Below are 25856 nucleotides of genomic sequence, written 5' to 3'. Positions count from 1 at the left end.
GTATCATCCAGAAGGCTCCCACAAGATTTGCGAAACCGACCCAGAGAAGATCCGCCCATGCCTCCTGTCCGGAACGGAAGTCCAGAAGAATTTTGCCGAGTCCCAGGACGATCGAGACGACGACCAAAAATTGAAAGTTTCGAGAGAGTGTTCCGGATAACGCGGATTCCTGTTCGCTTCTGGAAAAATACAAACCGACTCCGATAAACGCCAGAGGTATCAACGGAAGAATGTAGTAATAGTCTTTTCGATTCGGTAATTCGTGTATTATGGAAATTGCAACCGTTGAAAAAATAAGGGTCCTGCCTATCATTCCTCCAAAACTAGGAGCCACCTTTAGAATCGACTTCGACATCGTCTCCAATAGAAAAGGCGTAAAAGGAAGACAGTACAGGACCCACCCCAAAAGGATAATCAACTCATTTTGATTCGTAGTAGAGGTCGAAAATTTTCCTAAGTTCTCGGTGAAAAAGAATACTTTGAGAAATGCGCTTCCCGCAGGCGAAAGCGAAGTCAGAATTCCTCCCCAGAGCGCGAGAACGCCGAGCGAAATCGTATGAAACAAAATCTGATCCAAGGTCATCCGAATGAATCTTTTTTTGCCGGACCATTCTCCGTTGGAAGTGAATTGAAACGCGTGAAGGAACGCCCAACCGGCGAGTAACGTTCCGGAATATACTTGGAACAAGGGGCCTTTGACCAAACACGCAAAGCCTGAAACAAGCGCGGCTCCGATCAAATAGGAACGATTCTTCTTTTTAAAATAAACGAGTAATAGAAATGTCGAGAGCGTGAGAAGAAAAGTCATCAACGCCTCCATCATCACAAGCCTTGAAAATTTAAAAACTCCCAAAGTTAGAAGATAGCTGGATGCGATCACCGCGGAATAAATCGGCGCGGCCTTAAACAGTCGAAGCGCAAAATAAATAAGAATCCCCGTCCCCGCAAAGAGAAACAGAGAAGGAAGTCTTTCCGCGGTAAGACTCGTTCCAAAAATCAAATCGGATGCGATCCCCGTCCAAAAAAGTACGGGCGGTTTGTATAGATTCATGATTCCTTCGAATCTCGGAAAAAGAATTTCCCCGCTCTGAATGCTCTCTCGAATCGTCGCGATGTGCATTTCCTCGTCTCCTTGAGGAAGAACCGCGCGGGAGCCTATGTTGGGAAATAAAAGAAGCACCGAAATCACAAAGAGAACCGCCGCGATCAGAAGGTCTCTCCGATTCGGAGAAATTTTGTGCAGTGAAACTTCCTGTGAAATACTGGAAACGATAGAAGAACCGATCTTCCGGGAGGAGTTTTGCGTCATTTTGGGTCCTCTTTATATGTAATCGCTTACTTACTTATTGCAATCTTTTTCATGCGCTTAAAAAATGACAATCTAGATTGAATTCGAGAACGGAAAAAAGGAAAGATAGGGTCTCACTGAAAGGATGTTACATTCTTGAGAGTCTCATCCAACCGAACAGACGTTAGTGCGGACTTAGGAAGGGAAGACTTTCTCGTCGTGGAATTCTTCCGAAATAGTGAGTGACACTGAGTCCGACGTAACTTTTATAGGGATCAAAATGAAATCGGCAAGGTCGAAGGCAAACAACTCGGAACCGCTCGTAAAGGATGAAAGCGCTTGTGAAACCATCATCCGAAAACGCGATCGTTCCGCCACAGAGACCGCCATTCTTTTGGCCGCCATCCAAGTGTTTGCAAAAAAAGGATACGACGCGGCCAATACAAAAGATATTGCGAAACTTGCTAATGCGAACGAGGCCCTGATCTTTCGTTACTTTGGCAACAAAAAAGGCCTTTTAGAAGCCATTCTTACAAGATCCGATGAAATCAATTCCGAAGAGACTTCCACTCGCCAAAAGAATCAAGAAAGTTATCAAGATTTAGAAGCAAGTCTCCAGTATTCCATGTCCGGAAAGTGCAGAGACTTTCGAGAAGCCGAAGATTTTATGAAAGTCGCAGTGAGCCAAATCATCTTGGACCCGGAAGTCAGTCAGATTATTCAGAAAAAAATATATACAAAAGCGCTTCCAGAATTCACGGCAGAATTGGAGAAATTCAAAAAAGCCGGCAAGATCGATCCCAAAGCGGATCTAAAATCCATCGCTTATGCGATCTCCTCTCTCACCTTTGCCCTGGGCTTTATGGGTCAATGCGTGTATAAAATTCCGCCGGCAGAAATCCAAGCCGCAATCAAAGAAGTCGCAAGAATTTTTAGAAAGGGTTTAGAACCCGAGACCAAGAAGAAATCTTCGAAGTAGGATAGACTTTTGCCGAAGAGAACTGCATTTTGTGTGAGTTCCTACGCGAGCCTTACGATCTCCTATTGGCTTTGGCCGCGGACGGATTCGCTCTTTACTAGATAATTTCCGTTCGACCGAGAAATGTGGGAACTCTCACAAAGAAGGCACTAGAGAAGAAGATTCCTATCTCTAAAAATTACGATTTTTTGATAAAGAAAGATTTCACTTCTTCCTACAAACCAAATCCCCCGTAAGAAGCTCGGATATAAGAGGTCATTAGGCTGGCTCTGAAAGGACTTGGGCGACAGGGGACCCGCTGATTTCACGAAAAAGTGTGAGATCCCACACCGAGAGAATCCTCGGAGACTTCTTCCTAAAAGGTCACTTGAGAATTGAAGGAAGAAAGACGTCTTCTTTCTAAGAAAAAATCTCAGAAAGAAGACGAACAAAAAGTCTTAGCCTTTTTTCTTCTGCTCTTCGCTGATCAAATTCAGAGCGCTTCCGGCTTTGAACCAGGCGATCTGTTGTGCGTTGAACGTATGATTCACTTTGATCTCGTTTTTAGAACCGTCTTTGTGGTGTAAGACGAGAGTCAAAGGAGTTCCTTCCTGAAAAGAGGTCAGACCGAGAATATCAATCGAATCTTCTTCCTGAATTTTATCGTAGTCCGCTTTGTCCGCAAAAGTAAGAGCGAGCATCCCTTGTTTTTTAAGGTTGGTTTCGTGAATTCTCGCAAAAGACTTCACAAGAACCGCTCTCGCGCCGAGATGTCTCGGTTCCATCGCCGCGTGTTCTCTGGAAGAACCTTCTCCGTAGTTTTCATCCCCTACTATGATCGATCCGATTCCTTTTGCTTTGTAAGCTCTTGCGGTTTGAGGAACGGGTTCGTAGTCTCCAGTCAGTTGGTTCTTCACCGAATTGGTCTTTTCGTTAAACGCGTTGACCGCGCCGATCAAAAGGTTATTGGAGATGTTATCCAAATGTCCTCTGTATTTCAACCAAGGACCCGCCATAGAGATGTGGTCGGTGGTACACTTTCCTTTCGCTTTGATCAGAAGTTTTAAACCTTTCAGGTCGGTTCCTTCCCAAGGAGTAAACGGAGAAAGAAGTTGAAGGCGATCCGATTTTGGATCCACCGCAACATTCACCTTAGAACCGTCGGCGGCAGGCGCGAGAAAACCCGCATCCTTCACGTCGAAACCCTTCGGAGGGAAATCAAGGCCGGTAGGAGGATCTAGCTTCACTTCTTTTCCGTCCTTGCTCTTCAAGGTGTCGGTTAACGGATTAAAATCCAATTTCCCCGCAATCGCGAAAGCGGTAACGATTTCGGGTGACGCGACAAACGCGTGAGTTCCGGCAAAACCGTCGTTTCTCTTCGCAAAGTTTCTGTTAAACGAAGTGATGATGGAATTTTTTCTTTCCGGATCTTTTGTCTGACGGCTCCACTGACCGATACAAGGTCCGCAGGCGTTCGCAAGAACCACTCCTCCGATATCAGAGAATGTTTTGATAAGTCCGTCTCTTTCGATCGTATAACGGATCATCTCGGAACCGGGAGTCACGGTGTATTCCGCTTTAACTTCGAGATTCTTCTCCGAAGCTTGTTTAGCGATCGAAGCGGCGCGTGTGATATCTTCGTAAGAAGAATTCGTACAAGAACCGATGAGTCCCACTTCCAAGTTGGTAGGCCATCCGTTCTTCGCAACGGCTTCCTTGAACTTAGAAAGAGGAGTCGCCAAATCGGGAGTAAACGGTCCGTTGATATGAGGTTCGAGTTCGGAGAGATTGATCTCGATCACTTGATCGAAATATTTCGAGGGATCCGCGTAGACTTCTTTGTCTCCGTTGAGATGTTCCTTGATTTTATCCGCGAGTTCTGCGACGTCTTTGCGGTTCGTGTTCAGGAGATATTCTTTCATATTCTGATCGTAACCGAAAACGGAAGTGGTCGCGCCGATCTCCGCGCCCATATTACAGATCGTTCCCTTTCCTGTGCAGGAAAGGCTTTCAGCGCCTTCTCCGAAATATTCTACGATTGCGCCTGTTCCACCTTTTACGGTAAGAATTCCGGCGACTTTTAAGATTACGTCTTTGGAAGAGGCCCATCCGGAAAGTTTACCGGTGAGTTTTACGCCGATGAGTTTCGGGAATTTTAATTCCCAAGCCATTCCCGCCATAACGTCGACCGCGTCCGCACCGCCGACTCCGATCGCGATCATCCCCAAGCCCCCCGCGTTTACCGTATGAGAATCGGTTCCGATCATCATTCCGCCCGGGAACGCATAATTTTCCAATACGACTTGGTGAATGATCCCTGCGCCCGGTTTCCAAAATCCGATTCCGTATTTGTTGGAAACGGAGGAAAGAAAATCATAGACTTCTTTGTTTACCGAGTTTGCGGTTTTTAAATCTTCAGAAGCTCCGTCTTTTGCCTGGATCAGGTGATCGCAGTGAACGGTAGACGGAACCGCGACGGTATTTCTTCCCGCGGACATAAATTGGAGAAGAGCCATCTGTGCCGTTGCGTCCTGCATAGCCACTCTGTCGGGAGCGAAGTCCACGTAGGACTTCCCTTTTTCATAAGCTGTTTTTGGTTCCCCGTCCCAGAGATGAGAATAGAGAATTTTTTCGGTAAGAGTAAGAGGTCGTCCAACAACGTTTCTCGCTTTTGTAACAAGATCCCCGATCTTTGCGTATCGGGCGCGAATCATTTCTATATCGAATGCCATTGTTTTCTCCGTTGATATTAAAACCTGCCCTTGGTGCGACCACTCGGAGAGAACGGAAAACGATGGGCTCGCGAATCCGCCTCCGAAGTTGCCTTTCAAGGCTTTCGTTTTGTTGGGATCCTTTTTTTGAGGAAGGGAACGTTTGGATTTCCTTCTTTCGTAAAGATCGGATCCGCACCAAAACACTGTCCTTTTTTGTTCATCGATTATGGGGACAAGTTATAAATTCATGCTCTTGCAAGCATTTAGTTTGTATAGGATTTTTCAGGAGAAGATTGAAAAATAGAATTTGAGGTGAGAGTTCCCACACAAACGGAACTCTCAGAAGGCGAATCAGGAAATTCTAATCTAAAGAGTTCACAAAGGAGAATCGGACCTTTCGGAGGTGAAAAAAGCCGTTCTTTTAAACTTCGATTTAGAATCTAAGAAAAAAGGAAGACCGACAAAAACTACCGTTCCTAAAGGTTCCATTTTTGAAAAGATTGGGATCAATTCCGAATTCTAAGTTCTACTCTTCTATTTTTTTCTTTCCCTTCTTCTTTGGAATTATCTCCGATCGGAACGCTCGCCCCCTTAGGAATGATTTCAAATCGATCCGAAGAAACCCCGTTCCCGACGAGATAGTCCCGAACCATTTCGGCACGAAGGGAAGAAACTTTTTGATTCACGGCCTCGGTTCCTTCCAGAGAAGTGTGCCCGATAATCTTAACTCGAATTTTAGGATCTTCTCTCATCCATCTTGAAAGTTGATTGAGACTTGGTCTCGATTCTTTATGGACTTGGATACTATTTTTCTCAAATCGAATAGCGTTTGTTTCGATTGCTTTGAATTTAGGGTTGGTAGAGAATTCTTCTCCATTCTCCTTTCCAAACCAGGAAAAAGAGGACTTTTTCTCGACTTCGTTCTCTTTGGGAGTTCCCACATCCTTCTTTTTCGGAGGAACTTTCTCCTCCACGGTTTTGGCGACTTCAATGGGGTTTTGTTTTTTCTCAGAGGAGAAAAGCGACCAGAGAAAGTAAATCAAACCGGTAAGAATCAAAAGCCCCGCAAGAAAGATAAGAATTGGAACGGTCTTGTCTTTTTTTAAGTGCGGTTTTGCGGAAGGAGTCGGGATATAATTCGTATATTCTCTCGCAGGAGATTCCTGAGGAGTTCCCACATCCTCTCCCCAGCTCGAGGGAAAGTTCGCCTCCGGAGATTCTTCTTCCGGGACGTTAACCGTAAGACTCTTTTCACTCTTCTTTTTGGAATCTTGGACTCGTTTTGCGGCCCATTTTCGGATTTCAGTGCGGAACCATTCGTCGGCTTTTTCCGTGAACTTGTAATTTTCACGAATGTGTTCGATCGTGTGCTTCTCTATGTCCGTATAACTGTTATTGTCTTTGACTGCTTTTAAGAGTTGTTTCGCGTCGCTAACCGAAATTCTACCATCGCGCTTGCCCGAAGTAAATTCTTCCGCAAGCTGAATGAGCTCTCGGTCGTATTTTCTACCCTTGATTGTAACGTAGTAGTTTTCTTTTTTCGCCATGATCCCCGCCGCACCAAGATTTAGGGAAGAATTCATTCCCTGCAACCAAAGTTTTAGTCTCTTCTCTCTTTGTTCTTCTCTTCAAAATCAGATTAAAGAACGAAAATGAGCTTCTCCCTTGTCTCAGATTTTTCTCTGGATGGTCTAAAAGGAAGGAGTTCCTACTTTCCAATTCTTTCCCAGATCATTCTATAAAAGAATAAACTTTTTTAGAGAAGCTTACATTATAATATCGAACTTTCGAAAGGAATTGTTGACCTTTTGTTCTTCAGAACTTCCTATAATACGGGCTTGTTTCTCGTAGAGAAGCGCCTCCGAGAATGGATAAGAAGAGCCTGTCTAAGCCGATGGAGATCCCACAGGAACTCGGAATTCCCACTTTTAGGGCCCGTTCCAAACCAGAATCGATTGGGAAGATTTCCTTTCCCAAGGCCTCCCGAAGATTCTGCTCCGAGCGAAAACGAGAAAGCTGCTCTCCAGGATCTGTCAATTCTTGAAAAGCATTTCCCAATTCTAAATTCCCGAAGTAGAGCTCGAATCTTCTCGCAAAACCGTTCTCGATCTTAGAAAGCGCCGCAAGTTCAGGGGGATAGTTATATAAGAAAGTGAAACCTTTCGGAAGGTTGGCTTCTACAAGATTCAAGAAGACAAGAAAGAAGGATTCTTCATAAGCTCTCCCTTCGTTAAAATTGGCTGTAAGTCTCCGTTCTTTGACTACCCGATCGAGTTCATTGTGAGAGATCCCACACCCGGCGTATTCCAGAAGGGCTTCCTCGACGGCGATTCTTCGAATCGAACTCTTTTGAAAACCAAAAGACTGAAATTTTAAATCTAAAGTTTCCAAGAATTCTACGCAAAAGTCCATCAAACCTTCCAATTTCATTCCGACGGTGTAGAATTCCAACATCAAGAATTCGGCGCTGTGGAAAGGGCTTCCCTCTTCTCCCGAACGAAACGTATGCGTAATCTCGTAGATTCTTTCCAAACCTTTGGAGAGAATCTCTTTTAAAGAATATTCAGGAGACGTAATCAAGAAACCCCGTTCTTTTTGAGACGGAGAATGAACTTTAAAAGGATCCAAATAAGGTTCCATAGAAGGGACCGCTTTCAAACAAGGAGTGTCCATCTCCAGATAATTTCGCTCTTCAAAAAAATTTCTGACTACGGATAAGAATTTGGCCCTTCGGATTAAAATCTCCCGACTCAATTCGTTCATCTTGTTCCTTATTTTTCCTCTTGATCTCATTCCAAAAAAGGAATATTCTGACCTTAGAATTCTTCCTGTAGGATGTCTCACAGGAAAAGCTTAAAGTGCACAATGGACCCCATCCAGAGATACCAGCATTTCGAAATTAGAAAGAGCCGACAGTCAACGGAAGTAGTACCTCTTACGGCTTCCTTCGACGAATCTTCTTTCGACGAATTAAAATCCATTCTCGCGCTCGTCTTCTATCAGTCCAGTCTTCATGTAAAGATTAACCTCGGCGGCGTCCAGGTGCTTCCTCTCCCCGTCGCAATGAAAATTCTTTCTTTCGCATTCGACCTAAGATTGAAAAATAGGACCCTCGTTTTAACCGGCGCAAGCCCTTCTTTTAAAAAGCTCATTCAATTTTATAGAATGGATCGTTCTCTCCTAATCTTCTGAACGTCTCCTCTTTTCTTCTCTTCTCCAGGGTTGAAAGACCAGCTTAATTCCAAGACTTCCCACAAGAAGAAGGATTCGAGGGGAAATTTCCGTTTCCTTTAAGGAATGATCCGCAAATTCAACGGAGACATAGAGACAGAGGTTGTGTTTTCCGGCGAATTCTTTCACTTTATGCCGGGACGGGAGAACCTTTTCCAAAATTTGAAGAATATGCTCTTCCAGAGGAGCGTGAGCGTCCAAAGTAGAATGGAGTTGCCAGTGACCAAAAGAGAGAGGTCTTCCTTCCTTGTCCGTAGCCATTCTCGGGGTACTGAAGTCGGGCTTAAGGTCTAATTGCCTCGTAACGTCTTCAGAATTGAGTCCGTCTTCATTTACGGAAAGAATCGCCCAAGTAAGCGGATTGCTCGTATACGCATTCATGATTTTTAGCACACAGTTATAATTTTTAAGTCGTTTTAATTACAATTTAACACATTTCACAATTTTATCATGATTGAGAGCTTTGCCGAGGATTCTCAAAATATAAAATCGGATAAGAATCTGGTAAAAATGTGTCGGATAAAAAATTTTCCTTTATTAACATTTCATCGGTTTTATCTGTTGCAGATAAGGTAAATTTATCCTCTAATCTCTCTCGGGGGCTTGATAATGAAAACAATTTTAGTGATTGAGGACGATCCGGATATTGGAAATTTAATTCGTAAATCCTTGGATTCAGCACACTATTCAACCACTCTCCAAACAAGCGGAGAAGAAGGCCTTAAGTTCTATAAAGCGAATCATCCTGACATGGTAATCCTTGATCTCTCACTTCCCGACATAGATGGGATCGAAGTATGTAGAACTGTAAGAAGGAACGACGAAAATACTCCAATCTTTATAGTTACCGCAAGAAATGAAGAAATTGATAGAATTATGGGACTCGAATTGGGTGCGGATGATTACATTACAAAGCCTTTTTCCGTTCGAGAACTCAAAACCAGAGTCGATGTATTCTTCAGAAGATGGGATAAGAAAGCGGGAATTAAGCCAAACGTCGGCGCCAGCGGAGAAATTATCCGCGGTTCTCTTAAGATCGACCCGGTTCGCAGAAGAGTCACTCTGAAAGATAATATCGTAAATATTTCTCGGAAGGAGTTTGACATCCTACAATTGATGGCGGCATCTCCTGGAAAAGTTTTCTCCAGAGAAATGATCTTAGAAGCAGTCTGGGGAATGGAATGGGATGGCTTTGAGAGAATGATTGATTCTCATGTGAAAAGAATCCGTTCCAAACTTGAAAAAAATTCCGCACAACCTGAATGGATCGAAACAATTTGGGGGATCGGTTACCGTTTTACAGATAACTACGATAATATTGTTATCCCAGATTAAGAATGCAAAATCAGATCTTCTTTAGGAGTTCCTACTAAAACGAAATAACAGTGGAACCCCGGCAAAGGCCCGGCTCATAAAACCGGGCTTTTTTATTTTAACTACTTCGCTCTTTAAACCCAATTTCCTGAAAAAGTTTTCCTTACTTTATCTTTTGAATAGTTAGAAGTTAGCTTTTAAACCTTTTGAAAAACAAAGTTCCGTCTGTTGTCAAATGTTGTGGTGGGAACTCTCACTCTAAAAAAGTCCATCAAATAGAAAAATTCTTCGCTCCAAATGCAAAAAACTTTGCTTAAAGGACTTTTAGATCCAGAAGAAAATTCTAATAACTTTCCCCAGGAAAAGAAAAATCGTTCGGATCCTTCTAAATATTCTTTTAAAAAAGTAAAAATTTTTCTGAATTTGAATACGATAATGAACCTTTTAAGAACTGAAAGAAATATGAGGACATTATTTTTAAATTCAGACTTCGAAATCCGTTCATCCATCGCCGGGAGCTCTGCCGATGTAGTTACTTTTCTTGTTCCTAAAAAATATCTTAGTCGTCTCAGCAGATTAAATCGCAAAAAACTTCCAAAAAGACTTCCGGAACTGTTAAAAAAATACGCCAAACACATAGCATCTTCAAAACGAATCAACAAAAGAGCCGGAAAAACTCTTTATCAAGCGAATACAGGGAAAGGAAGAATGAAAAGAATCAACGCGAGAATTCAAACCAGAGATTGGATTCTCCTCGGAACTCTTGCTCAAGCGCACGGCGTTTCACGTTGTTACCTTTTTAATTATCTCCTTTGGTTAGATGAGGTTGGAGTTGGGAATTCCATTTCGAATGTTTTGAATTCTGGAACTCCTACCTTTCACAAATATTACAAATTCATTCTCCTCCTCGATCTTTCAAAAAATATAATAACGAAACGTCTTGAATTTCAGCCAAACCCGATTTATATTTTCCCCCGGACATAAAAAGGCGATGGCAATCAATTCGCTTGCTCATAATACCTTTTTACTTTGCACTATTGAGGATCCTTTTCTCTAAAATTCTTTTTTCTGATTTTATTCGAAGAATCTTATTGGATGCGTTTGAAAAATCTTAGGGAAGAAAGCGCCAAAAATCCAAAGAGCACGCTTTATAGACGAATAAATATTTTCCTATTTCATCCTTTTGATTGCTTTCGAAACATTCTTTATAAGTTGCCGACTTCAGACTTGCAAAACATACGTAATTTACGTAAGAGATTTTTAGATTGTGGGAACTCCAAAAAAAGTCGAATCGGGCCTGATAAATCATTGTACTCAAATGTCCCTTATCAAAGATAACGGACGAAACCAAGAGTTTAAAAAAAAGTAGGATATCCCTGTTCCACCTTCTCTACAAAAGAAAAATCTAAATCAGTAATTGCTTTCTCAGAATGAGTGCCAATTTCAACCAAAACAGAATCATAACGAAGGGTAAGATCCGGGTGATGATCCATCAAATCGGCAATTTTCGCCAAAGCATTTACAAAATCGACGCCAGACTTGTAGGAGCTGAAACAAAAATTCTTCACCAAAAGTGGAGCCCCGTCCCGAAAAATTACCTTCCAACCTGAAGGAATTCGCTTTTCGATTCTTTCCAGTTCGAGGGGATCCATAAGAAGAAAGTTAGAAAACCTTCTTCAAGGTTTGTTTGATTTTTTCAGCGTCATCTACGGCGCCGTTAGAAAGAGAACCGGCTCGCGCCATCAAATTCACCGCGCCGTCCATTCTTGCTTTGAGTTCTTCAATTTTCTGAAGTTGCTCGTTCAGAAACGCAATCTTAGAATCTAACTCCATCTCTCTTCTTTCAAGCAAGAGTTTGAAATTGTCTAATTCCTGGATTTTTTTCCGAGTTTTTTTGGCCTCGGTATCTACGTCTTTTCTGTAATATTTCTCAAGTTCCTTCTCAGCCTGAAGATGACGATCCCTCTCCGCTTTGAATTCTTTTTTCATTAACTTAAGAGCCTGGCGGTACGCTTTATTGAAGATTCTTTGCTTTTGACGTCTTCTGAGACGAACCAGTTTGCTGATCCAATTCATACTTATGTCCTGATACGTTATGATTCTTAGTACAAAAAAAATTTCACTTATGAATGTGGGAACTCTCACAACCCAAGAATTCTCTCAGGCCGAAACCGCCCAACATTCGATCCTTTCATTCAGAGGAACCGGAAAATCGATTCTCCGTCTTAGGATTCTTCCATCCTTTAGATTAGACCCCAAAATTCGAGATAAAAACCTCCCCTCAAAAGGACGAAAGTAGTTGATTCCAGAGGGATAAAACGTAGAAAAAGAATCCGGGAGGAATCATCCATGACATCCAGATCGGAAGATTTCAATGAAGAAGTAGAATCACTCAAAGACAAAGCAAAAAGAATCACCGGAAAAGCGCGCGAAGAATACTTAGAGCACGTCTCCGATCTCAAAGAAAAGATCAAACAAATCTCGGGGGACACTTCGGAAAAGGCGAAACAAATTATCGACGAAACCGGAACTTATATCAAGGAAAATCCCCAGAAAGCCACTCTTATAGGACTCGGCGTCGGTCTCGGAATCGGACTTCTCGTAGGGATGATGATCCGTAGAAAATAACCGGAAACGATGACAAAAAAAAGAAAATCAGATTCCAAGACGGAATCGTATGAGAACGATTATACGAAAAGAGGAAACGATCTTAAATCCCATTTCCTCTCCCTTGTAGATTCCATTCTGGAATACTTCCAAACCCTGCTCCTCTATGGACAAAAATATTTACTTAGAAGATTTCAGGCGGGAATTCAGGCTTATATCTTCTTAAAGCTGGGCCTTTTCTTTTTAGGAATCGGAGCGTTTGCTTTTTTAGGAGGATTCTTCTTTTTCTTATTTAGAATCACCGGAGGGGACCTCCTTCTCTCAAGCCTTGGGACCGGAGGAGTCAGTTTTATTCTCGCTATAATTTTTCTCTGGCTCGCCGCTTCTTCTCTCAAAATTAAGGATCGATCATGAAGGAATTTCCTGACTTTAATCCTTTTGAAGGCAGTGATCGCTTTCTCGGAAAGGATCCATCGGAAATGAGCATGGAAGAATTGAAGTTATACCTTCATATCCAAAAACTGAGAGTCCGTTTAGAATTCGAAAAATTTCAGTCCTCGATCAATTACACTGGAATGATCGTAGAGGCCTTGGAGAAATTAGGGATGGGAGAATTCTTGCAATCTTTTCTTAAGATTCCGGATAACGTCCCTCCCGAAAACTAATTTCGCCTAACGCGTTAGGCCCACCCGACCAAGATAAAGTCATTTTTTTTGTTCCGACAATCCGCCGTGAAAACTGCCCGGCCCCCGCCCGAGTTAGGGTTGTTGGAGGGCCCGCGGGGAAAAATTGACAAATTTTTCCTATCATAGAAAGGCTTCCTGACTATTCTTTTCCTCAACCCAAACGTATGAGCTCCTACAAAAAAAGATCAACGCGCCTTCATCCTCATTGTTGTTTGATTTGTCCACAGCAACGAACGGCACTTCAAAAAACGATTGTTGTCTTGGAAATAAAAAATCAACCGAACAAAGGAAACTCTTGTGAGCCCCATTCAAAAAGCAAAAAAGCTGGTTTTAGAATATTCTTACCCGAAAGGATTGTTGGAACAAATCCCCTCGGAAGGAACGTATTATAACGGAACTTCTTCGGTTTATCTGAAGGAAGACGAAAAAATAACGCCGGAAATTCTTTCCAAGTCCCTAAGCTACTACATAGAAATCGAAGACAAAGAAGTGTCCGAAGAATCGATTCCATTGGGTTCTTCCAAATCAAAAGGACTTCCACACCTTCCAAACGCAAACTTCTGGCCGAAAGGAACTTACTTCTTAGCACAACTCAATATCGAAGAATTCAAAAAATATGATATAGAGAATTCTTTTCCGGATCGCGGAATGCTTTATTTTTTCGATAACATCGAGGGAGAATTCATCGTTAAATACTACGAAGGACCTATTTCCGATCTGAAAATCACGGACTATCCCGATGCTAAAACGCTTCCAGAAGCGAAATACTATTTGGAAGAATACCGCGATGTCGCTTATCAATTAAGTTTTAAACCGAATTTCATTTTTTACGTTGCAGGCGACGCGTATGACTACCGGACGATCGCGAATTTGATCCCGAAAGATTTATCCGATCAACTCAAACAAATGTTCAAGGCCGAACTTGCCACTTGGAGTCCAAGCTTTCGGATTTTCGGCAGACCCCTCTTTTGGCAAGGTGAAGATGAAGAAGGTTTCGACTTCGACGAGGATGAAGAAGAGGATGCGGACGAAGACGAAAGTATCGAGGTGAAAATCGAGAATGAATCAACGGAAGACGCGGACCTTCTTATCTTTCATACTGAGATTGGAGAAGGGAATATTCATATCAGAATGAATCGTAAGGATCTCAAAGACAAAAAGTTTGAAAAAGCATATTCGACTTATTCTGGAACCTAAAGGATAAGCGAATTCGGATTCTTTTTTCGCCCGGAATTTCTCAATCCGGGCGAAAAGTCCGATTCTTCTTAAATAAATTTTAAAAGAATGCGGTTACTTGGAAACGGCTTCCGTTTCGATTACCGGGTAAGTCTTCACCTCCCGAATTTGAATCGTTTCTACTCGGTCTTCTCCGGCGATAATATCGGAAAGAATCACAACCTGATCCCCATCCTCTATCCTTCCGGCCTTTTTTAAAGTTTCGATCGCAAGGCGAATCGTCTTTTCCGGATCCCGAGAAAAATCGATCCGATACGGAATCACGCCGCGAGTCAGCCAAAGTTTTCTCCTCACCGTCGTCATATTTGTAAAGGCATAGATCAAAGAATAGTGAGGATGAAAACCGGCGACGTTGAGCGCAGTCGTTCCCCTTCTTGTGATTACGATGATGGCTGGACATTTGAGAGAATCGGCGAGCTCCGAAGCGGACTTCGCCATTTGTTCCTTTTTGTCTTGAGGAATTTTCTCCCTCACATAATCCACTCCTCCCGTTCTTTCAACACGTTGTGCGATCTTGTCCATCATCTCCACACAACGAACGGGGAACTTTCCGGCGGCGGTCTCGCCTGAGAGCATAATTGCGTCCGCTTCTTCGTAGACCGCGTTCGCGACGTCGGTCACTTCCGCCCTCGTAGGCGAAGGATTGCTTATCATCGATTCCAAAAGGTGGGTCGCGACGATGACCCGTTTTCCTCGAAGAGCGCATTCTTTGATGATCGCTCTCTGTAAAATGGGAAGCTCCTCGATAGGAACTTCGACGCCCAAGTCTCCCCTCGCAACCATCACACCGTCCGAGGCCGCGACGATTTCTTTCATATTCCGAACGGCTTCTTGATCTTCGATCTTTGCGATAATTTGAGCGTGTCCTTCGTTCTCTTCGATGATCTTCTTTAATTGATTGATGTCTTCTACGGAACGAACAAACGAAAGTGCGATAAAGTCCACGTCTTCTTCCAGACCAAAAAGAATGTCCTTATGATCCTTTGCGGTGATCGAAGGCAGATTGACTCGAATCCCCGGAAGATTGATGTGTTTTCTGGAACCGAGCCTTCCTCCGTCCAAAACCTTACACTTCAGAGCGGAATCGTTGATCTCCTCCACGACAAGATTGATCAAACCGTTATCCACGGTTACGGGGTCTCCCACCTTCAGATCTTTTACGATGTCCTTATAATTTACGAATACGGATTGCTCTTCGGATTCCTCTCCGGGAATGATGTGGAACGTGAAGGTTTCTCCGACCTTTAGATCCAAGTGATCCACTTGAAGATCTCCGGTACGAATTTCGGGGCCTTGCGTATCGAGTAAAATCGCAATCGGATTTTTAAGAACGTCTTTGTTGAGCGCTTTGATATTTCGAATGATACTTCTGTGGAAGTCGTGATTCCCGTGAGACATGTTCAACCGCGCCACGTTCATCCCGGCTTCCGCCAGCGCTTGAATCATTTTTTTCTCGGCGGTCGCAGGTCCAATGGTACAAATAATTTTTGTTTTTCTAAAAACAGAGGATTCGCTCTTCATGTAGTACCTTTATTCGGGAGAGCGGGGCTTTGGACAATCGGGAATCAGATTTTAGGCAGGGTTTTCTTCAGAAAATCATCGAGGGAAATACAGAAGTCGAAAAGATCCTGATCCGGCATACTTGCGTCCTTTTGTTCGTTGATGATGGCGGATGCCTTTTCCATCAGATCTCTTCCATTCTTCTTTAAATATCTCTTGGTCACGAGAATCGGAAAAGTATATCTTTCCTCCTGATTTCGAACCATGAAAGAAAAGATTTCATTCTTCCCGAACTTCTTAAGGAAATTGATCAGACCTTCCTCGTTGATCTCTCCTTCCATTTCATAAAGAAGAATGTTCCGATCGGGGTATTGACGGTTTGACCAATAATCGTCCAAGACGTCCAAAACCCGTTCTAGAAGTTTTGCGTTGAGAGGATCGATCTCCTTCGAAGAACTCGAAGAAGGAACCTTATCGTCCTTACTCTGAGAAGAACTCTGCTTCTTCGCATTCTTCTCGGCTTGTTCCTTGGCTTCTTTCTCTTTCACACGTTTTTCGGCGAGCTTAGCCGCGTCCTCTTGGATCTTTTTGGTCCTCGCTTCCGTCACTCGTTTGTTTAACTCGACGGAATTATGAGCTCGGATCTGCTCGGCTTCGTATTTGTTAACGGTCGCGTTTCCGAAAATATTCCTCCAAAGACGCGTGAAAAAAGGGAGATATTTAAAAAGACTGGAGATCTCGAGCTTATCGTAAGCGGCGACGAGATCCCGATTATCGATAAAATCCTTGATCTTCATTCTATCCAGAATTCTGATTTCGCTGTCGTTTCCCGTCGTCGCAAAAACTTTTCTCGCGGCCTCGATCGCGCCGGAGATGGAAAGTTTGTGAAGGACGTAAGTATAAAGTGCGTTCTTATCGGCAAACTCGGTATGAAGAATCTGCTCGTGATTGGCGACGAGATTTCGAATATCCTCTTCGATCTGTTGGCCGCGAAACCGAAGAAAGTTCAGATCCACAAGACGATTTGCGGATTTGATATAATCCAAAATCTCGCCCAGCTTTACCTTCTTCTCTTCCTTTTCCTTTTTTTCCCTATCTTCTTCTTCAAAGTGAATCAGAGCCAGAAGTTCTTCCATCGCGGTCTTCTGATCCCCGTAAGCGGGACTCAAATAAGGCATAACTGCGTTTACGAGAGCGCGAGTGCTTTCTTGTTCTTCCGAAGACAAGGATCCTACAGCTCCGATTTTTTGCAGCTCGGGAACCAATCGATCGTTGAGAAACGATTTATAGGCTTCGATTCTCGCGAGAATTTCATCCTGAACATTATAGTAAAATACGGATCGATTTCCTGGATTGAGAGCGTTTTCGTTTCGAAAGAAGAATAAAGTCTTCTGTTCGACGAGTTTTTTTAGAACCGGTTTGAGATGAATATTCACGGTCACCTGTTTTAAACCCGGAGTCACGTCGAGAGGATCGTTAAAAAGACTCCCGATCTCAGTGGATGCGTAGGTGTCGGTGAGTTTATTCTCTAAGATCGCGGAATGAATTCGTTTAACAAATTCTTCCTTGCCCGGAAAGATGCGTTTTTCTTTCGCCCATCGCTGGATCGAAGAAAAGGTCGTGGAATTGACTCCGTCGACGTAACGATGACTGGTCGACGCGTCCGCGGGTTGCGGTCTTGCAAAGACAGGATTGAGACGAAGATACGAATCGATCTTACCGTCAGACGCGTCTCCGGTCGGATTAAAATCCACCATGCAGATTTTTTTAACGATAGGAGGATTGTACTTTGTGCAAAGTTCCCGAAGATACTGATTGATCTTCTCTTTTTCGATGTTCATCTCGCGAGCGAGTTGATCGGCGTTGGGAAGAATTTTGTTCGCGACGTATTTATCCGTCCAATCGCCGATCACCAGCAAAAGTTTATGAATTCCCTTGTATTGGAAATCACCCCTGGACTCCAGAGACTGAGTCAACTGTAATGCAGTATTATAATCTGCGACTTTTAGTTCAGGGGCTTGCGGTTCCAACATCGAATGACAGTATCATCCTAGGAAATTTTTTTTGTAAAGAAGTTCTGCATTTAATAATGCAGCGCCGGCCGCGCCTCGAATCGTGTTGTGACTCAAAACGACATATTTCCAATCGAAGATCGGATCCGGTCTCAACCGTCCGATGACCGTGGTCATCCCTCGTCCGGTCTCCAGATCCAATCGAGGCTGGGGCCGATCCTCTTCTTCTCTGTAAAGGATCGGAGGATTAGGAGCCTGAGGAAGTCCTAACTTCTGAGGCTCACCGGAAAAATTTTTCCAAGCGGAGAGGATCTCCTCTTTCGAAGGTTTCTTTTTGAATTTTACGGAAACACAAACGGTATGTCCGTCAAAGACGGGAACCCGATTGCAGTGCGCCGAGATCGGAAAATCCGCATGAACGATTTTACCGTTCTCCACTTTTCCGAGACATTTTAAAGGTTCGATCTCCGCCTTTTCTTCCTCGCCGCCGATATGCGGAACCACGTTTCCAAGAATATCCATAGTAGGAACTCCGGGATAACCCGCTCCCGAGATGGCTTGCATGGAAAAGAGCATAACGGATTCGATCCCAAAAAGATCATACAAAGGTTTGAGAGAAATGGTAACTCCCATGATCGTACAATTCGAGTTGGTAATGATCTTTCCTTTTGTCTTCTGAGAGGAAAGAACGTCGAGATGAGACGCGTTCACTTCCGCCGAAAGAATCGGAACGATAGGATCCATCCTATGATTTTTAGAATTGGAAATGATATGAATTCCCGCGGACGCGTACGCGCTTTCCACTTCGCCGGCGATGCTCGCATCCAAACCGGAAAATGCTAATGCGACATCCTTCGTTTTTTCGGGATCGGGAGTTGTGATGACAATATTCTTAGCATAAGCAGGGATATCGGAAGAGATCTTCCATCTCTTCTTCATTACATCTCCGTACGTCTTACCGGCGCTGTTCTCGGAAGCGCAGAGGTGTGTAACCTCAAAGTACGGATGATTTTCCAGCAATTGAATGAATCGCTGACCTACGGAACCGGTGGCGCCTAAAACGGCAACTTTGACCCTGCTCATATTTTATTTAAACGGTGAAACCCGCCCTCTCAACTTATAAAATTCGCCGCGTGCGGCTTGTTTATCAAGGTTTTACAGGTTTATCACCCTGTCTTTCAGAAATTTGGACGAATTCTTCTGCATAAATCGAACTCATTTTGATCATTCCGGGATAAGTAAAATGATGATAATCGCTGAAGTCCTGCATCAAAAGAGAATGTCTTAGATCTGTAAAAACGACTCCGTTTCCCGAAAGATTCTTCAAGAATCCAAGATGATCCCGGTACCAAGAGGAATTTTCATACCAACCCAGACTGATCGGATTTTCAGGGTTATTGATGATCCAAAGAGGAATTTGTTTTTCCCTTAAAAATCCCGCCAATTTCTGCAGATATTCGAAATGAAGAACGGGAACGAACTTTTCTTCGGCGATTTTGTGTTTGGCGTCCCGAAGCGCGATCAGATAACCGATCCCCGGCCGCTGAGGATAGTCGTCCAGCAAACGAAAATTAAAATATTTAGAATATTCCATATCACTCATATTCTTATATCGAAGATCTTCCAGACGTTCTTCTCTCGTGTACTGCATTCCGCTGCGGGGGGAGTCCGTGCCGAAGGTCTGCTGTAGCCGAACTCCAAGAGAATCGTAGTTCCAGTCTTTGTTTTCACCCTCCGCGTAAAACGGAGTCCAGGTGTTCGAAATTTCCGCAGTGATCGGAAAATCTTCCGATCCGTCCGCAAAAGTGCGATCCAAAAGGATTTTTTTCCAACCGGAATCCGTAAAAGTAAACGACTGAACTCCATTCTGATTTTGGAATGTGATTTTTACTGGACCGGACCTTAGAATTTCCGGAACGATCTGCACCAAAAACCCTTCCTTTTTCATCTTCGCAGTCGGCGCAAAGGAGAATTTTTTGCCCGTCCAACCGAGAGAAGTTACACGTTCCAGAATCTGAACTCCGTTGTAACCGTGATAACTCGTGTTTCTTCCGTAACGATGATCGTAGAGCGATCGAAGATTCTTCCAGAAAATATCTTTATATCGATAGAATCCGAAAAGATACGCGGTGATATATTCGGAAGTTTTCGCAAAACCGAGAACCGAGAAAAATTCTTTCGCCGTTTCGAGAGGAAAGATAAACCGGGACTGAGGGGCTTCGAAAAAATTCAGCGCGTCCAAGATAAGAATTTCGGAGGAGATCGTTTCGTTTCTATTTGACGGGTCTAACGAATACGCGCGGTGCAATCTCCAATCGATAAAATTAATCGGAAAGATAACAAAGTCGGGTTTCAAATCAGCGATCTTCTTTCTACACAACCACGCGTCCAACGGAGTCATTCCGGCATAGGATAAGAATTCGACTTCGACCCGTTTTCCCGTTCGTTTTAAAATTTCTTTCTGAAACGACTCTCGATCGAAGGAATAGTGCGCGATACTCGAACCTACTATCAGAACCCGCGGAAGCCGTTTCGGCTTATCAACTAGAGAATGGTATTCGTAGAGGAAGTTGTAAAAGTGATTGGAACTCCAGGGAGATTCGTTCGGAATCTTCCAGATCAAAACGCGGAAAAAAAGAAGATCTATAACAAAAAGAAAGAAAAAACCGGACACCAATAGAATCCAATGTTTCCTTTCGGCTGAGTAACTCATCTTAGGAAGAATGATTCGAGAAAGCCTTCGCTTGTCCAGGATTACTTCTTTTTTTGGCTTTACCCTTCGAAGAATTCATAAATCCTTTCGGAGAGAATGCTGAAGTACGCAATCACCTTAATCTTATTCTTCGTTTCCCTCTTTGTTTCCCTGGCTTTGAGTCCGGAAGGAATCTATCAAAACTCGGACATTCTCTATTTGCCGAGCTTGGCCCTGGATTTGTTTAGAGACAAAGGCGATTTTTTATCCTGGTCTTTCACGCCTTCTCCTTATTTTTTTCCGGACTTCCCGATCGTATCGGTTCTTTTTCTCGCCTTCGGAAACGCGCAAAAGGCCTTGCTAACATTCGCATTATTGCAGACGATTTTGTTTACGGTTTTGCTAGAACAATTTTGGATCTTTCAGAGAGCGGAAAAAAAACGGAGCTCGCTTTCCAAAAAGGATTCCAGAAGAATCAAATCCTGGATTCTTCTGATTGTCTCCGCCTTACTCCTAGCAGCGCCTGAGTTTCCGACTCTCTATATTCTCTTTCTTCCTTCGATCCACGCAAGCGCCTTTCTCGTGACTCTTTACGCCTGGCCGCTTCTTCATAACAAACTTAATAAACGACAAAGCGTGTTCTTATTCATTTGGATCGTATTGACCGTCGCTTCCGATCGAATCTTAGTCGTCGAACTCGTTGTCCCCGGAATTCTGGCCGGATTTTTGTTCGTCAAAAAGGAAACGTCCGATCGAGGGTGGAAACGTTTCTTTCCGGAAAGTTCCCGGATTCTTCTCGTTGCTGGAATCGCGGGTTTGATCCTTCACGCGATTCTAAGATCGTTTTTGCATATCGAAAAATCCGGAAAAATTTCTGCGTTAGTCGCATTTGCTCAGTTTCAAAAGGACGGTATCCGTTTTTTTGCGGAAGCTCGAAACTGGATCGGGACCGGATTCAGAGACGGTTTCCCGGCTCCCGCGATCTTATTTCTTTTTCTTTTGATCGCTCTTCTTTTTAGCCTCGTAAGAATCCGCAAAAGCAAAACTACTTCGTTTTTATTCTTCTTTTTCGCGATTCTTACGACCGCTCCGATCGCAAGCGGATCCTATATCGACGAATACAGCCTGCGTTATGCGGCACCTGCTTTGATTCTCGCGCCGTTCTTTTTGATCTCAATCGCGGGTTTTCCGAAAAGAAATCTGACGCTCGCGATCTTTCTTCTATTTCTTTTACTCTGGAAAATCGCCGATAAATCCCCCGAAGGACTCGAAAACCGGCTGATCCGGCTCGCCCAGTGGGTACCACAGGAATCGATTTGTCTGGATGAAATCGCCGAAAAAGAGCCTATCGGCCTTGCGATCGCCGATTTTTGGACGTCCAAAAAAATTCTCGTCTTTTCGAAGAAAAAAATTCCCGCCCTCCACGTCGCCTACGGAACATTAGAAGGTTCTCATACGATTTCCAACCGTGATTGGTATCTAAAAGACTACGATGGAACCGTTGCGGTATTTAAGAAGGGGTTGGAGGCACCTCGGATCTTGGAAGTGTACGGAACTCCTTACTCAAAAGAAAACTGCGGAGAGGTTTCCGTCTTTCTCTACAGGGACCTTGGAAAAATCCGAGACGCGCTTAGACGTCCGTTTCAAAAAACGAAATAAAGAAACGGCTTTGTTTCCACGGTGAGAACAACGCCGATCACAAAACCGAACGCACTCAAAAAAGCGAAAAGAGACCAGTGAAGATTCTCCCGAAATCTGGAGAACGCGCCGGAAGATTCTTCCTTTTTTCCGATCCAAGTCGCAAAAGCCAAAACGAAGAATACGCTCAAAAATTGAGACTGCATCGTGTAGGTCGGTTCGATTCCGTTCGAGAAGCTGAAGAGTTTTTTCAAAATTCCGAGCGAAGTTTCCAGACTGCGGGAACGGAAAAAAATCCAGATCAGGCAAACCGAAAGAATTACAAAAATCTGATATACCAAGCCTGCAACCTTTCGAGCGAAGGAAGAATCCGTCCAAGGAAAATGCAGACGATCCCGCACAAATCGTTCCAGAACCAAAAACGCTCCGTGGAGAAAACCCCAGATCACAAAATTCCAACTCGGCCCGTGCCAAAGACCGCCGAGGATCATCGTGATCCAAAGATTCCGATACGTAAACAAACCGCCGATTCGATTTCCGCCGAGAGGAATGTAGAGATATTCCCGCAGCCAACCCGAAAGAGAAATATGCCAACGCCTCCAAAAATCCGAAAAACTCTTCGCGGTATAAGGAAGGCGAAAGTTATCCGGCAAACGAACTCCCAACAGAAGCGCCGAACCGATCGCTATGTCCGAATAACCCGAGAAATCGCAATAGATCTGCACGGAATAGGAAAGAACTCCCATCCAAACAAAAAGACTCGAAACATCGTCCGGATATTGATAAGCGAAATCGGAAATCACGGAAATCCGATCCGCGATCACCGCCTTTTTTACAAACCCTACAAGGATCAGCCAAATTCCTTCCCGAAGAGGAATTTTATCCCAACTAAAAAGGGAGCGAAGAGCCGGCAAAAGAATTCTCGCGGAAACGATCGGACCCGCGACCAACTGCGGGAAAAAGGAAAGAAAGAGGGCGTAGTGAAGAAAATTTTTCTCCGAAGGAATTTCTTTTCGATAAACGTCGATCGAATAACTCAAGGACTGAAACGTATAAAACGAAATCCCGACCGGCAAAACTACTCGTAACACGGGTTCGGAAACTTCCCAACCCAAAGATAAAAGAAGAATCCGGAACGAATCCGTAAAGAAGTGAAAGTATTTAAAAAACCCAAGAACCGATAAATTCCCGAGGAGAGAGATGCCGAGAAGAATCTTCCGATTTCTAAGATTTTCCTGCGAATCCAAGGCAAGGCCCACGGAATAATCGAGAATCGTCGTAAAAAGGATTAGAAAACCGAAACGATAGTCCCAAGAAAGATAAAAAAGATAACTCATAAAGAGCAAAAAAAAGAGAACTAAAGAGTTTCGCTTCGGATAAAGCGCGGCCAGAATCCAACGGACACACCAAACGATTGCAAAAAAAAGAAAGTACTGTGGAGTCGTAAAATTCATTGAAAGAGATTGTGCGTCCGAATCCAGGATTCGTATAAAACGGAAATCCTCCAGTCGTTTTTCAATTCAACGCGGGTTCCGGGGAGAAAAGAATCTGAAAGATCTATCAAACGAAATCATCCAATCGATTCAAAAGGCAATTTCGGAAATTCCGGAATCGATGTCCGAAGACCTTCGATTCGAAGTGGAGATGTTTTTATCCAAAGTAAAACTTTTAGGATGGAAAGAATCCAACGCGCAGACCGACATGGATCGTCTTGAAATCCGGCAAAATTTATTTTTCATCCTCAGAGAAGACATGGTGTATTCTCTTCAAAAAATTCTTTCAGGATCTTACTTTGTAAACGATTCCTTTCCCGATCTCAGCCCGATCCACAGGGAAATTCTCGCGATTCTTAAGGAATTGGGCAATTTTCATCATCCTCATCCGGGACGCGACTATTCCAGGATTTCACTTTTGGAATCTTGGTTCCAAGGTCTTTCCAAAACATGGACGTTCAATCTGCAAAGGGTGGTCGATACGTTTCAGATCTATCGCTGGAAACTGTATTCTTTCGCCCAGGAAAGGCCGTTTACGTATCAAAATCCGGGACAGGTCATTCAAAGAATTTTGTCTCCTGAAAGCTCGGGCTTAAACTTCGCTCAGATTTACGAAGCGGAGGTTCTATTGCGGAAGAATTTTCAGTTTTTTCTTCTGCGAAAAATCGGAGCCGAAAACCGACTCAAATATCTGATTTCCGCGGAAATTCTCGGAGTAGAATCCGACTCGCTCATACAAACGCTGCACAACGTGATATCAAGCCGTTTTGAGCAACTGCTCGATATCCGGCAGTTAGAACACGAACACACACTCAAGGAAAAGCTCGACCTCGAAAAAGAATTCCGACAAGCCGAAAAGATACAGAAAAAATCACTCCGCGCCGACCTCCCAGGTCCGGATGAAAAAGTAAGAATCGAAATTCTCTACAAACCGGTCCTCCCTGTCGGCGGGGACTTTTACACCGTCCGCCGGATTTCCGGCACCGAATACGGAATTTTTATCGCCGATATTTCAGGCCACGGAATCGGAGCGGCACTTTTTTTTAACACTCTCAAGTCCAGTTTCGAAAAGAATTCCGCTTATTGGGAAAGACCCGGAAAACTTCTGAGAAAGGTCAACGACGAAGTCTATGGGAAACTCAACGATAACTTCATCACCGGAATCTATATTTATCTCAATGTGAAGAAAAAAATCCTCAAATACGCCAATGCTGGTCATAATAAAGGGATTATTTTTAATCATAAAGAGGATCGAAACAAGTTACGATTCCTTTCTCCAGGAGGAAAGGTTCTCGGCATCTTCCCAAAAATGGACTACAAAGAGCGGGAATTTAAACTCAAGGAAGAAGATAGAATTGCAATTTTTACAGACGGAATCCCGGAAACCCACGGCCCAAACCAAATCATGCTCGGAGATCGCGAGTTTTACCGCTGGCTAATCGCAAAAAAAAGGAAGAAAGAGAAAACCACCCTCAGGCGGTTATCGAAAGGATCGAAAGAGACTTAAACTCTTTCCGCGGAGACCCAAGAGCGGAAGATGATATTTGCTTAATTTTAATCGATATCTTATAGTGCTGATTATTTTTAATCTATTTTAATAATAGAATAACCATCTATTATTTAATTAAACTGTCCATTTATTTTTAACGCCACAATTTGGGCAGTTTGCAGTAATTTCCGCCTTTACTCGACGCCCTTTTGGAGTTTCGATTTTTCCGATCGCCACGAACTCAAAATCAACGCCTTCTGGGACATAATGTCCCGCCCCGTACCTTGCAGAGCCTTCAATCATGTAGGAGCAGGCATGACAACGGACCCTTAATTTAATCACTTCGGCCATAAAGTCTTTCTATTTTCAAGAAAACCCTCTTGAACGTAAAACACTTTTCCTGACACCCTTGCATTAGCAGGAATTTTTCCTACACATGACAGAATGGCTCCTTTTATAAGCATTTTTGCTCGAGGATTCAATACAATAGAAGCTCTCAGTTTTCTTTGCATGGGATCCCCCGGTCGCTTTTTATGCCAAGGTTCACCCGCGAACTGCCCGCAACTGGGCACACGGCCCTTTTATGCAAAGGCGATTTGCTTCTGCCAAATACTGCCTGCGATTGCGGAGCGACATTTTTGCCACCAACGGCGCAGCAGGGAATCACTTTGCTGGATTCCGGGACCGAATCCGCCTCCCTTCATCGCAATATCTACTTTCATCTATTTAAGATTAGCGCCTCTTGCAATGCCCAAAAATAAGCAATTGTCTTTATGTGACATAGTTAGCCTCGGCATGCCTTCTTTGCCCTCGAGTTCTTGATTCTTTATTCGCCGTTTATCGGGCTTTTTAAGATTCTCTTTCAAAATGACCAAATTTCAGCACGTCGGATGTCCGGCACTTCTACAATCGCCCTAGTTTGGGCGACGTTCTATCAAAATCGGCCCTCGGCGCAGAATTTGGTCCGAAAATGCCGAAGCGCCGGCATTTAAAAATTG

Annotated in this window: 23 protein-coding genes; 10 read left to right on the top strand and 13 right to left on the bottom strand. The window is 43.6% G+C overall.

All coding sequences use genetic code 11. The features are described from left to right. On the bottom strand, nt 1–1309 hold a 1309-nt coding region (locus CH376_RS07910), incomplete at its 3' end, for an ArnT family glycosyltransferase (RefSeq protein ID WP_100788044.1). Between the two features lie 259 nt (nt 1310–1568). Between CH376_RS07910 and CH376_RS07905 the strand changes: the two genes are divergently transcribed. Next, the gene (locus tag CH376_RS07905) at nt 1569–2267 is read left to right on the top strand and encodes a TetR/AcrR family transcriptional regulator (protein WP_100786125.1); all 699 of its coding nucleotides are present in this window, start codon (nt 1569–1571) and stop codon (nt 2265–2267) included. Nucleotides 2268–2704: 437 nt separating this feature from the next. On the opposite strand, the gene CH376_RS07900 is transcribed toward CH376_RS07905, so the two are convergent. From CH376_RS07900 to CH376_RS07890, 3 genes are all read right to left on the bottom strand, one after another. Further along, nucleotides 2705–4978 (bottom strand): aconitate hydratase, encoded by a 2274-nt coding sequence (locus CH376_RS07900; protein WP_100786189.1) that lies wholly within the window; start codon nt 4976–4978, stop codon nt 2705–2707. A gap of 488 nt (nt 4979–5466) precedes the next feature. Then, nucleotides 5467–6552 (bottom strand): OmpA family protein, encoded by a 1086-nt coding sequence (locus CH376_RS07895; protein ID WP_100786124.1) that lies wholly within the window; start codon nt 6550–6552, stop codon nt 5467–5469. A 223-nt stretch (nt 6553–6775) separates the two neighbouring features. Next, a complete protein-coding gene (locus CH376_RS07890) occupies nt 6776–7723 on the bottom strand; it encodes an amino acid--tRNA ligase-related protein (protein WP_100786123.1) in 948 nt (315 codons plus the stop codon). A gap of 102 nt (nt 7724–7825) precedes the next feature. Here CH376_RS07890 and CH376_RS07885 point away from each other — a divergent pair, with 102 nt between their 5' ends. After that, nucleotides 7826–8152 (top strand): STAS domain-containing protein, encoded by a 327-nt coding sequence (locus tag CH376_RS07885; protein ID WP_100786122.1) that lies wholly within the window; start codon nt 7826–7828, stop codon nt 8150–8152. On the opposite strand, the gene CH376_RS07880 is transcribed toward CH376_RS07885, so the two are convergent. Beyond that, entirely contained in the window at nt 8141–8572 is a 432-nt protein-coding gene (locus tag CH376_RS07880) for a DUF4279 domain-containing protein (protein ID WP_100786121.1), read from the bottom strand. The two genes, CH376_RS07885 and CH376_RS07880, sit on opposite strands and share 12 nt — an antisense overlap. Nucleotides 8573–8800: 228 nt before the next feature. Here CH376_RS07880 and CH376_RS07875 point away from each other — a divergent pair, with 228 nt between their 5' ends. Then, nucleotides 8801–9526 carry a response regulator transcription factor gene (locus CH376_RS07875; protein ID WP_069609813.1) on the top strand — a complete coding sequence of 242 codons (726 nt, stop codon included), beginning with the start codon at nt 8801–8803 and terminating at the stop codon, nt 9524–9526. Between the two features lie 441 nt (nt 9527–9967). Next, the gene (locus CH376_RS07870) at nt 9968–10489 is read left to right on the top strand and encodes a DUF1564 domain-containing protein (RefSeq protein WP_100786188.1); all 522 of its coding nucleotides are present in this window, start codon (nt 9968–9970) and stop codon (nt 10487–10489) included. 371 nt (nt 10490–10860) lie between these two features. Here CH376_RS07870 and CH376_RS07860 read toward each other — a convergent pair whose 3' ends face one another. Together CH376_RS07860 and CH376_RS07855 are read right to left on the bottom strand one after the other, a co-directional pair. Continuing rightward, a complete protein-coding gene (locus CH376_RS07860; RefSeq protein WP_100786119.1) occupies nt 10861–11157 on the bottom strand; it encodes a 4a-hydroxytetrahydrobiopterin dehydratase in 297 nt (98 codons plus the stop codon). Nucleotides 11158–11167: 10 nt separating this feature from the next. Next, nucleotides 11168–11581 carry a hypothetical protein gene (locus CH376_RS07855; RefSeq protein ID WP_069609816.1) on the bottom strand — a complete coding sequence of 138 codons (414 nt, stop codon included), beginning with the start codon at nt 11579–11581 and terminating at the stop codon, nt 11168–11170. 273 nt (nt 11582–11854) lie between these two features. Here CH376_RS07855 and CH376_RS07845 point away from each other — a divergent pair, with 273 nt between their 5' ends. The 4 genes from CH376_RS07845 to CH376_RS07830 all read left to right on the top strand — a co-directional run bounded on the left by CH376_RS07845 (nt 11855) and on the right by CH376_RS07830 (nt 13995). Further along, nucleotides 11855–12133 (top strand): DUF883 family protein, encoded by a 279-nt coding sequence (locus tag CH376_RS07845; protein ID WP_100786118.1) that lies wholly within the window; start codon nt 11855–11857, stop codon nt 12131–12133. 9 nt (nt 12134–12142) lie between these two features. Further along, nucleotides 12143–12526 carry an LBF_4227 family protein gene (locus CH376_RS07840; protein WP_100786117.1) on the top strand — a complete coding sequence of 128 codons (384 nt, stop codon included), beginning with the start codon at nt 12143–12145 and terminating at the stop codon, nt 12524–12526. Continuing rightward, nucleotides 12523–12777, top strand: coding sequence for a hypothetical protein (locus CH376_RS07835; RefSeq protein WP_100786116.1), 255 nt, complete (start codon nt 12523–12525; stop codon nt 12775–12777). Before CH376_RS07840 ends, CH376_RS07835 begins: the two co-directional genes overlap by 4 nt. Before the next feature lie 318 nt (nt 12778–13095). Then, on the top strand, nt 13096–13995 hold the full coding sequence (locus CH376_RS07830; protein WP_243394745.1) for a DUF1963 domain-containing protein: 900 nt from the start codon (nt 13096–13098) through the stop codon (nt 13993–13995). Nucleotides 13996–14088: 93 nt separating this feature from the next. Here CH376_RS07830 and pyk read toward each other — a convergent pair whose 3' ends face one another. From pyk to CH376_RS07810, 4 genes are all read right to left on the bottom strand, one after another. After that, nucleotides 14089–15555 (bottom strand): pyruvate kinase, encoded by a 1467-nt coding sequence (pyk, locus tag CH376_RS07825; RefSeq protein ID WP_100786114.1) that lies wholly within the window; start codon nt 15553–15555, stop codon nt 14089–14091. 44 nt (nt 15556–15599) lie between these two features. Beyond that, nucleotides 15600–17567 carry a hypothetical protein gene (locus CH376_RS07820; protein WP_100786113.1) on the bottom strand — a complete coding sequence of 656 codons (1968 nt, stop codon included), beginning with the start codon at nt 17565–17567 and terminating at the stop codon, nt 15600–15602. Nucleotides 17568–17579: 12 nt separating this feature from the next. Further along, nucleotides 17580–18629, bottom strand: a complete 1050-nt coding sequence (gene asd / locus CH376_RS07815; RefSeq protein ID WP_100786112.1) for an aspartate-semialdehyde dehydrogenase — start codon at nt 18627–18629, stop codon at nt 17580–17582. 64 nt (nt 18630–18693) lie between these two features. After that, nucleotides 18694–20259, bottom strand: a complete 1566-nt coding sequence (locus tag CH376_RS07810; RefSeq protein WP_100786111.1) for a hypothetical protein — start codon at nt 20257–20259, stop codon at nt 18694–18696. Nucleotides 20260–20355: 96 nt separating this feature from the next. Here CH376_RS07810 and CH376_RS07805 point away from each other — a divergent pair, with 96 nt between their 5' ends. Continuing rightward, nucleotides 20356–21897, top strand: a complete 1542-nt coding sequence (locus tag CH376_RS07805) for a hypothetical protein (protein ID WP_100786110.1) — start codon at nt 20356–20358, stop codon at nt 21895–21897. Here CH376_RS07805 and CH376_RS07800 read toward each other — a convergent pair. Continuing rightward, entirely contained in the window at nt 21882–23330 is a 1449-nt protein-coding gene (locus tag CH376_RS07800; protein WP_100786109.1) for an MBOAT family O-acyltransferase, read from the bottom strand. The genes CH376_RS07805 and CH376_RS07800 overlap by 16 nt on opposite strands. A gap of 160 nt (nt 23331–23490) precedes the next feature. Between CH376_RS07800 and CH376_RS07795 the strand changes: the two genes are divergently transcribed. Next, complete coding sequence (locus CH376_RS07795) at nt 23491–24876, top strand: PP2C family protein-serine/threonine phosphatase (RefSeq protein ID WP_100786108.1); 1386 nt, start codon at nt 23491–23493, stop codon at nt 24874–24876. Between the two features lie 117 nt (nt 24877–24993). Here the strand turns inward: CH376_RS07795 and CH376_RS07790 are convergent, their stop codons facing one another. Next, nucleotides 24994–25209, bottom strand: coding sequence for a hypothetical protein (locus CH376_RS07790; RefSeq protein ID WP_100786107.1), 216 nt, complete (start codon nt 25207–25209; stop codon nt 24994–24996). Nucleotides 25210–25856 lie beyond the last annotated feature (647 nt).

It is taken from the genome of Leptospira adleri (assembly GCF_002811985.1).
GTDB lineage: Bacteria > Spirochaetota > Leptospiria > Leptospirales > Leptospiraceae > Leptospira > Leptospira adleri.
This window is presented reverse-complemented; position numbering and strand designations above follow the sequence as displayed.

What these genes read in the sequence shown, in the direction of transcription:
- CH376_RS07905 (WP_100786125.1), top strand. Translation starts at nt 1,569, where the DNA reads ATGAAATCGGCAAGGTCGAAGGCAAACAACTCGGAACCGCTCGTAAAG.
- CH376_RS07900 (WP_100786189.1), bottom strand. Translation starts at nt 4,978, where the DNA reads ATGGCATTCGATATAGAAATGATTCGCGCCCGATACGCAAAGATCGGG.
- CH376_RS07890 (WP_100786123.1), bottom strand. Translation starts at nt 7,723, where the DNA reads ATGAACGAATTGAGTCGGGAGATTTTAATCCGAAGGGCCAAATTCTTA.
- CH376_RS07885 (WP_100786122.1), top strand. Translation starts at nt 7,826, where the DNA reads ATGGACCCCATCCAGAGATACCAGCATTTCGAAATTAGAAAGAGCCGA.
- CH376_RS07880 (WP_100786121.1), bottom strand. Translation starts at nt 8,572, where the DNA reads ATGAATGCGTATACGAGCAATCCGCTTACTTGGGCGATTCTTTCCGTA.
- CH376_RS07875 (WP_069609813.1), top strand. Translation starts at nt 8,801, where the DNA reads ATGAAAACAATTTTAGTGATTGAGGACGATCCGGATATTGGAAATTTA.
- CH376_RS07870 (WP_100786188.1), top strand. Translation starts at nt 9,968, where the DNA reads ATGAGGACATTATTTTTAAATTCAGACTTCGAAATCCGTTCATCCATC.
- CH376_RS07860 (WP_100786119.1), bottom strand. Translation starts at nt 11,157, where the DNA reads ATGGATCCCCTCGAACTGGAAAGAATCGAAAAGCGAATTCCTTCAGGT.
- CH376_RS07855 (WP_069609816.1), bottom strand. Translation starts at nt 11,581, where the DNA reads ATGAATTGGATCAGCAAACTGGTTCGTCTCAGAAGACGTCAAAAGCAA.
- CH376_RS07845 (WP_100786118.1), top strand. Translation starts at nt 11,855, where the DNA reads ATGACATCCAGATCGGAAGATTTCAATGAAGAAGTAGAATCACTCAAA.
- CH376_RS07840 (WP_100786117.1), top strand. Translation starts at nt 12,143, where the DNA reads ATGACAAAAAAAAGAAAATCAGATTCCAAGACGGAATCGTATGAGAAC.
- CH376_RS07835 (WP_100786116.1), top strand. Translation starts at nt 12,523, where the DNA reads ATGAAGGAATTTCCTGACTTTAATCCTTTTGAAGGCAGTGATCGCTTT.
- pyk (WP_100786114.1), bottom strand. Translation starts at nt 15,555, where the DNA reads ATGAAGAGCGAATCCTCTGTTTTTAGAAAAACAAAAATTATTTGTACC.
- CH376_RS07820 (WP_100786113.1), bottom strand. Translation starts at nt 17,567, where the DNA reads ATGTTGGAACCGCAAGCCCCTGAACTAAAAGTCGCAGATTATAATACT.
- asd (WP_100786112.1), bottom strand. Translation starts at nt 18,629, where the DNA reads ATGAGCAGGGTCAAAGTTGCCGTTTTAGGCGCCACCGGTTCCGTAGGT.
- CH376_RS07810 (WP_100786111.1), bottom strand. Translation starts at nt 20,259, where the DNA reads ATGAGTTACTCAGCCGAAAGGAAACATTGGATTCTATTGGTGTCCGGT.
- CH376_RS07805 (WP_100786110.1), top strand. Translation starts at nt 20,356, where the DNA reads ATGCTGAAGTACGCAATCACCTTAATCTTATTCTTCGTTTCCCTCTTT.
- CH376_RS07800 (WP_100786109.1), bottom strand. Translation starts at nt 23,330, where the DNA reads ATGAATTTTACGACTCCACAGTACTTTCTTTTTTTTGCAATCGTTTGG.
- CH376_RS07795 (WP_100786108.1), top strand. Translation starts at nt 23,491, where the DNA reads ATGTCCGAAGACCTTCGATTCGAAGTGGAGATGTTTTTATCCAAAGTA.
- CH376_RS07790 (WP_100786107.1), bottom strand. Translation starts at nt 25,209, where the DNA reads ATGGCCGAAGTGATTAAATTAAGGGTCCGTTGTCATGCCTGCTCCTAC.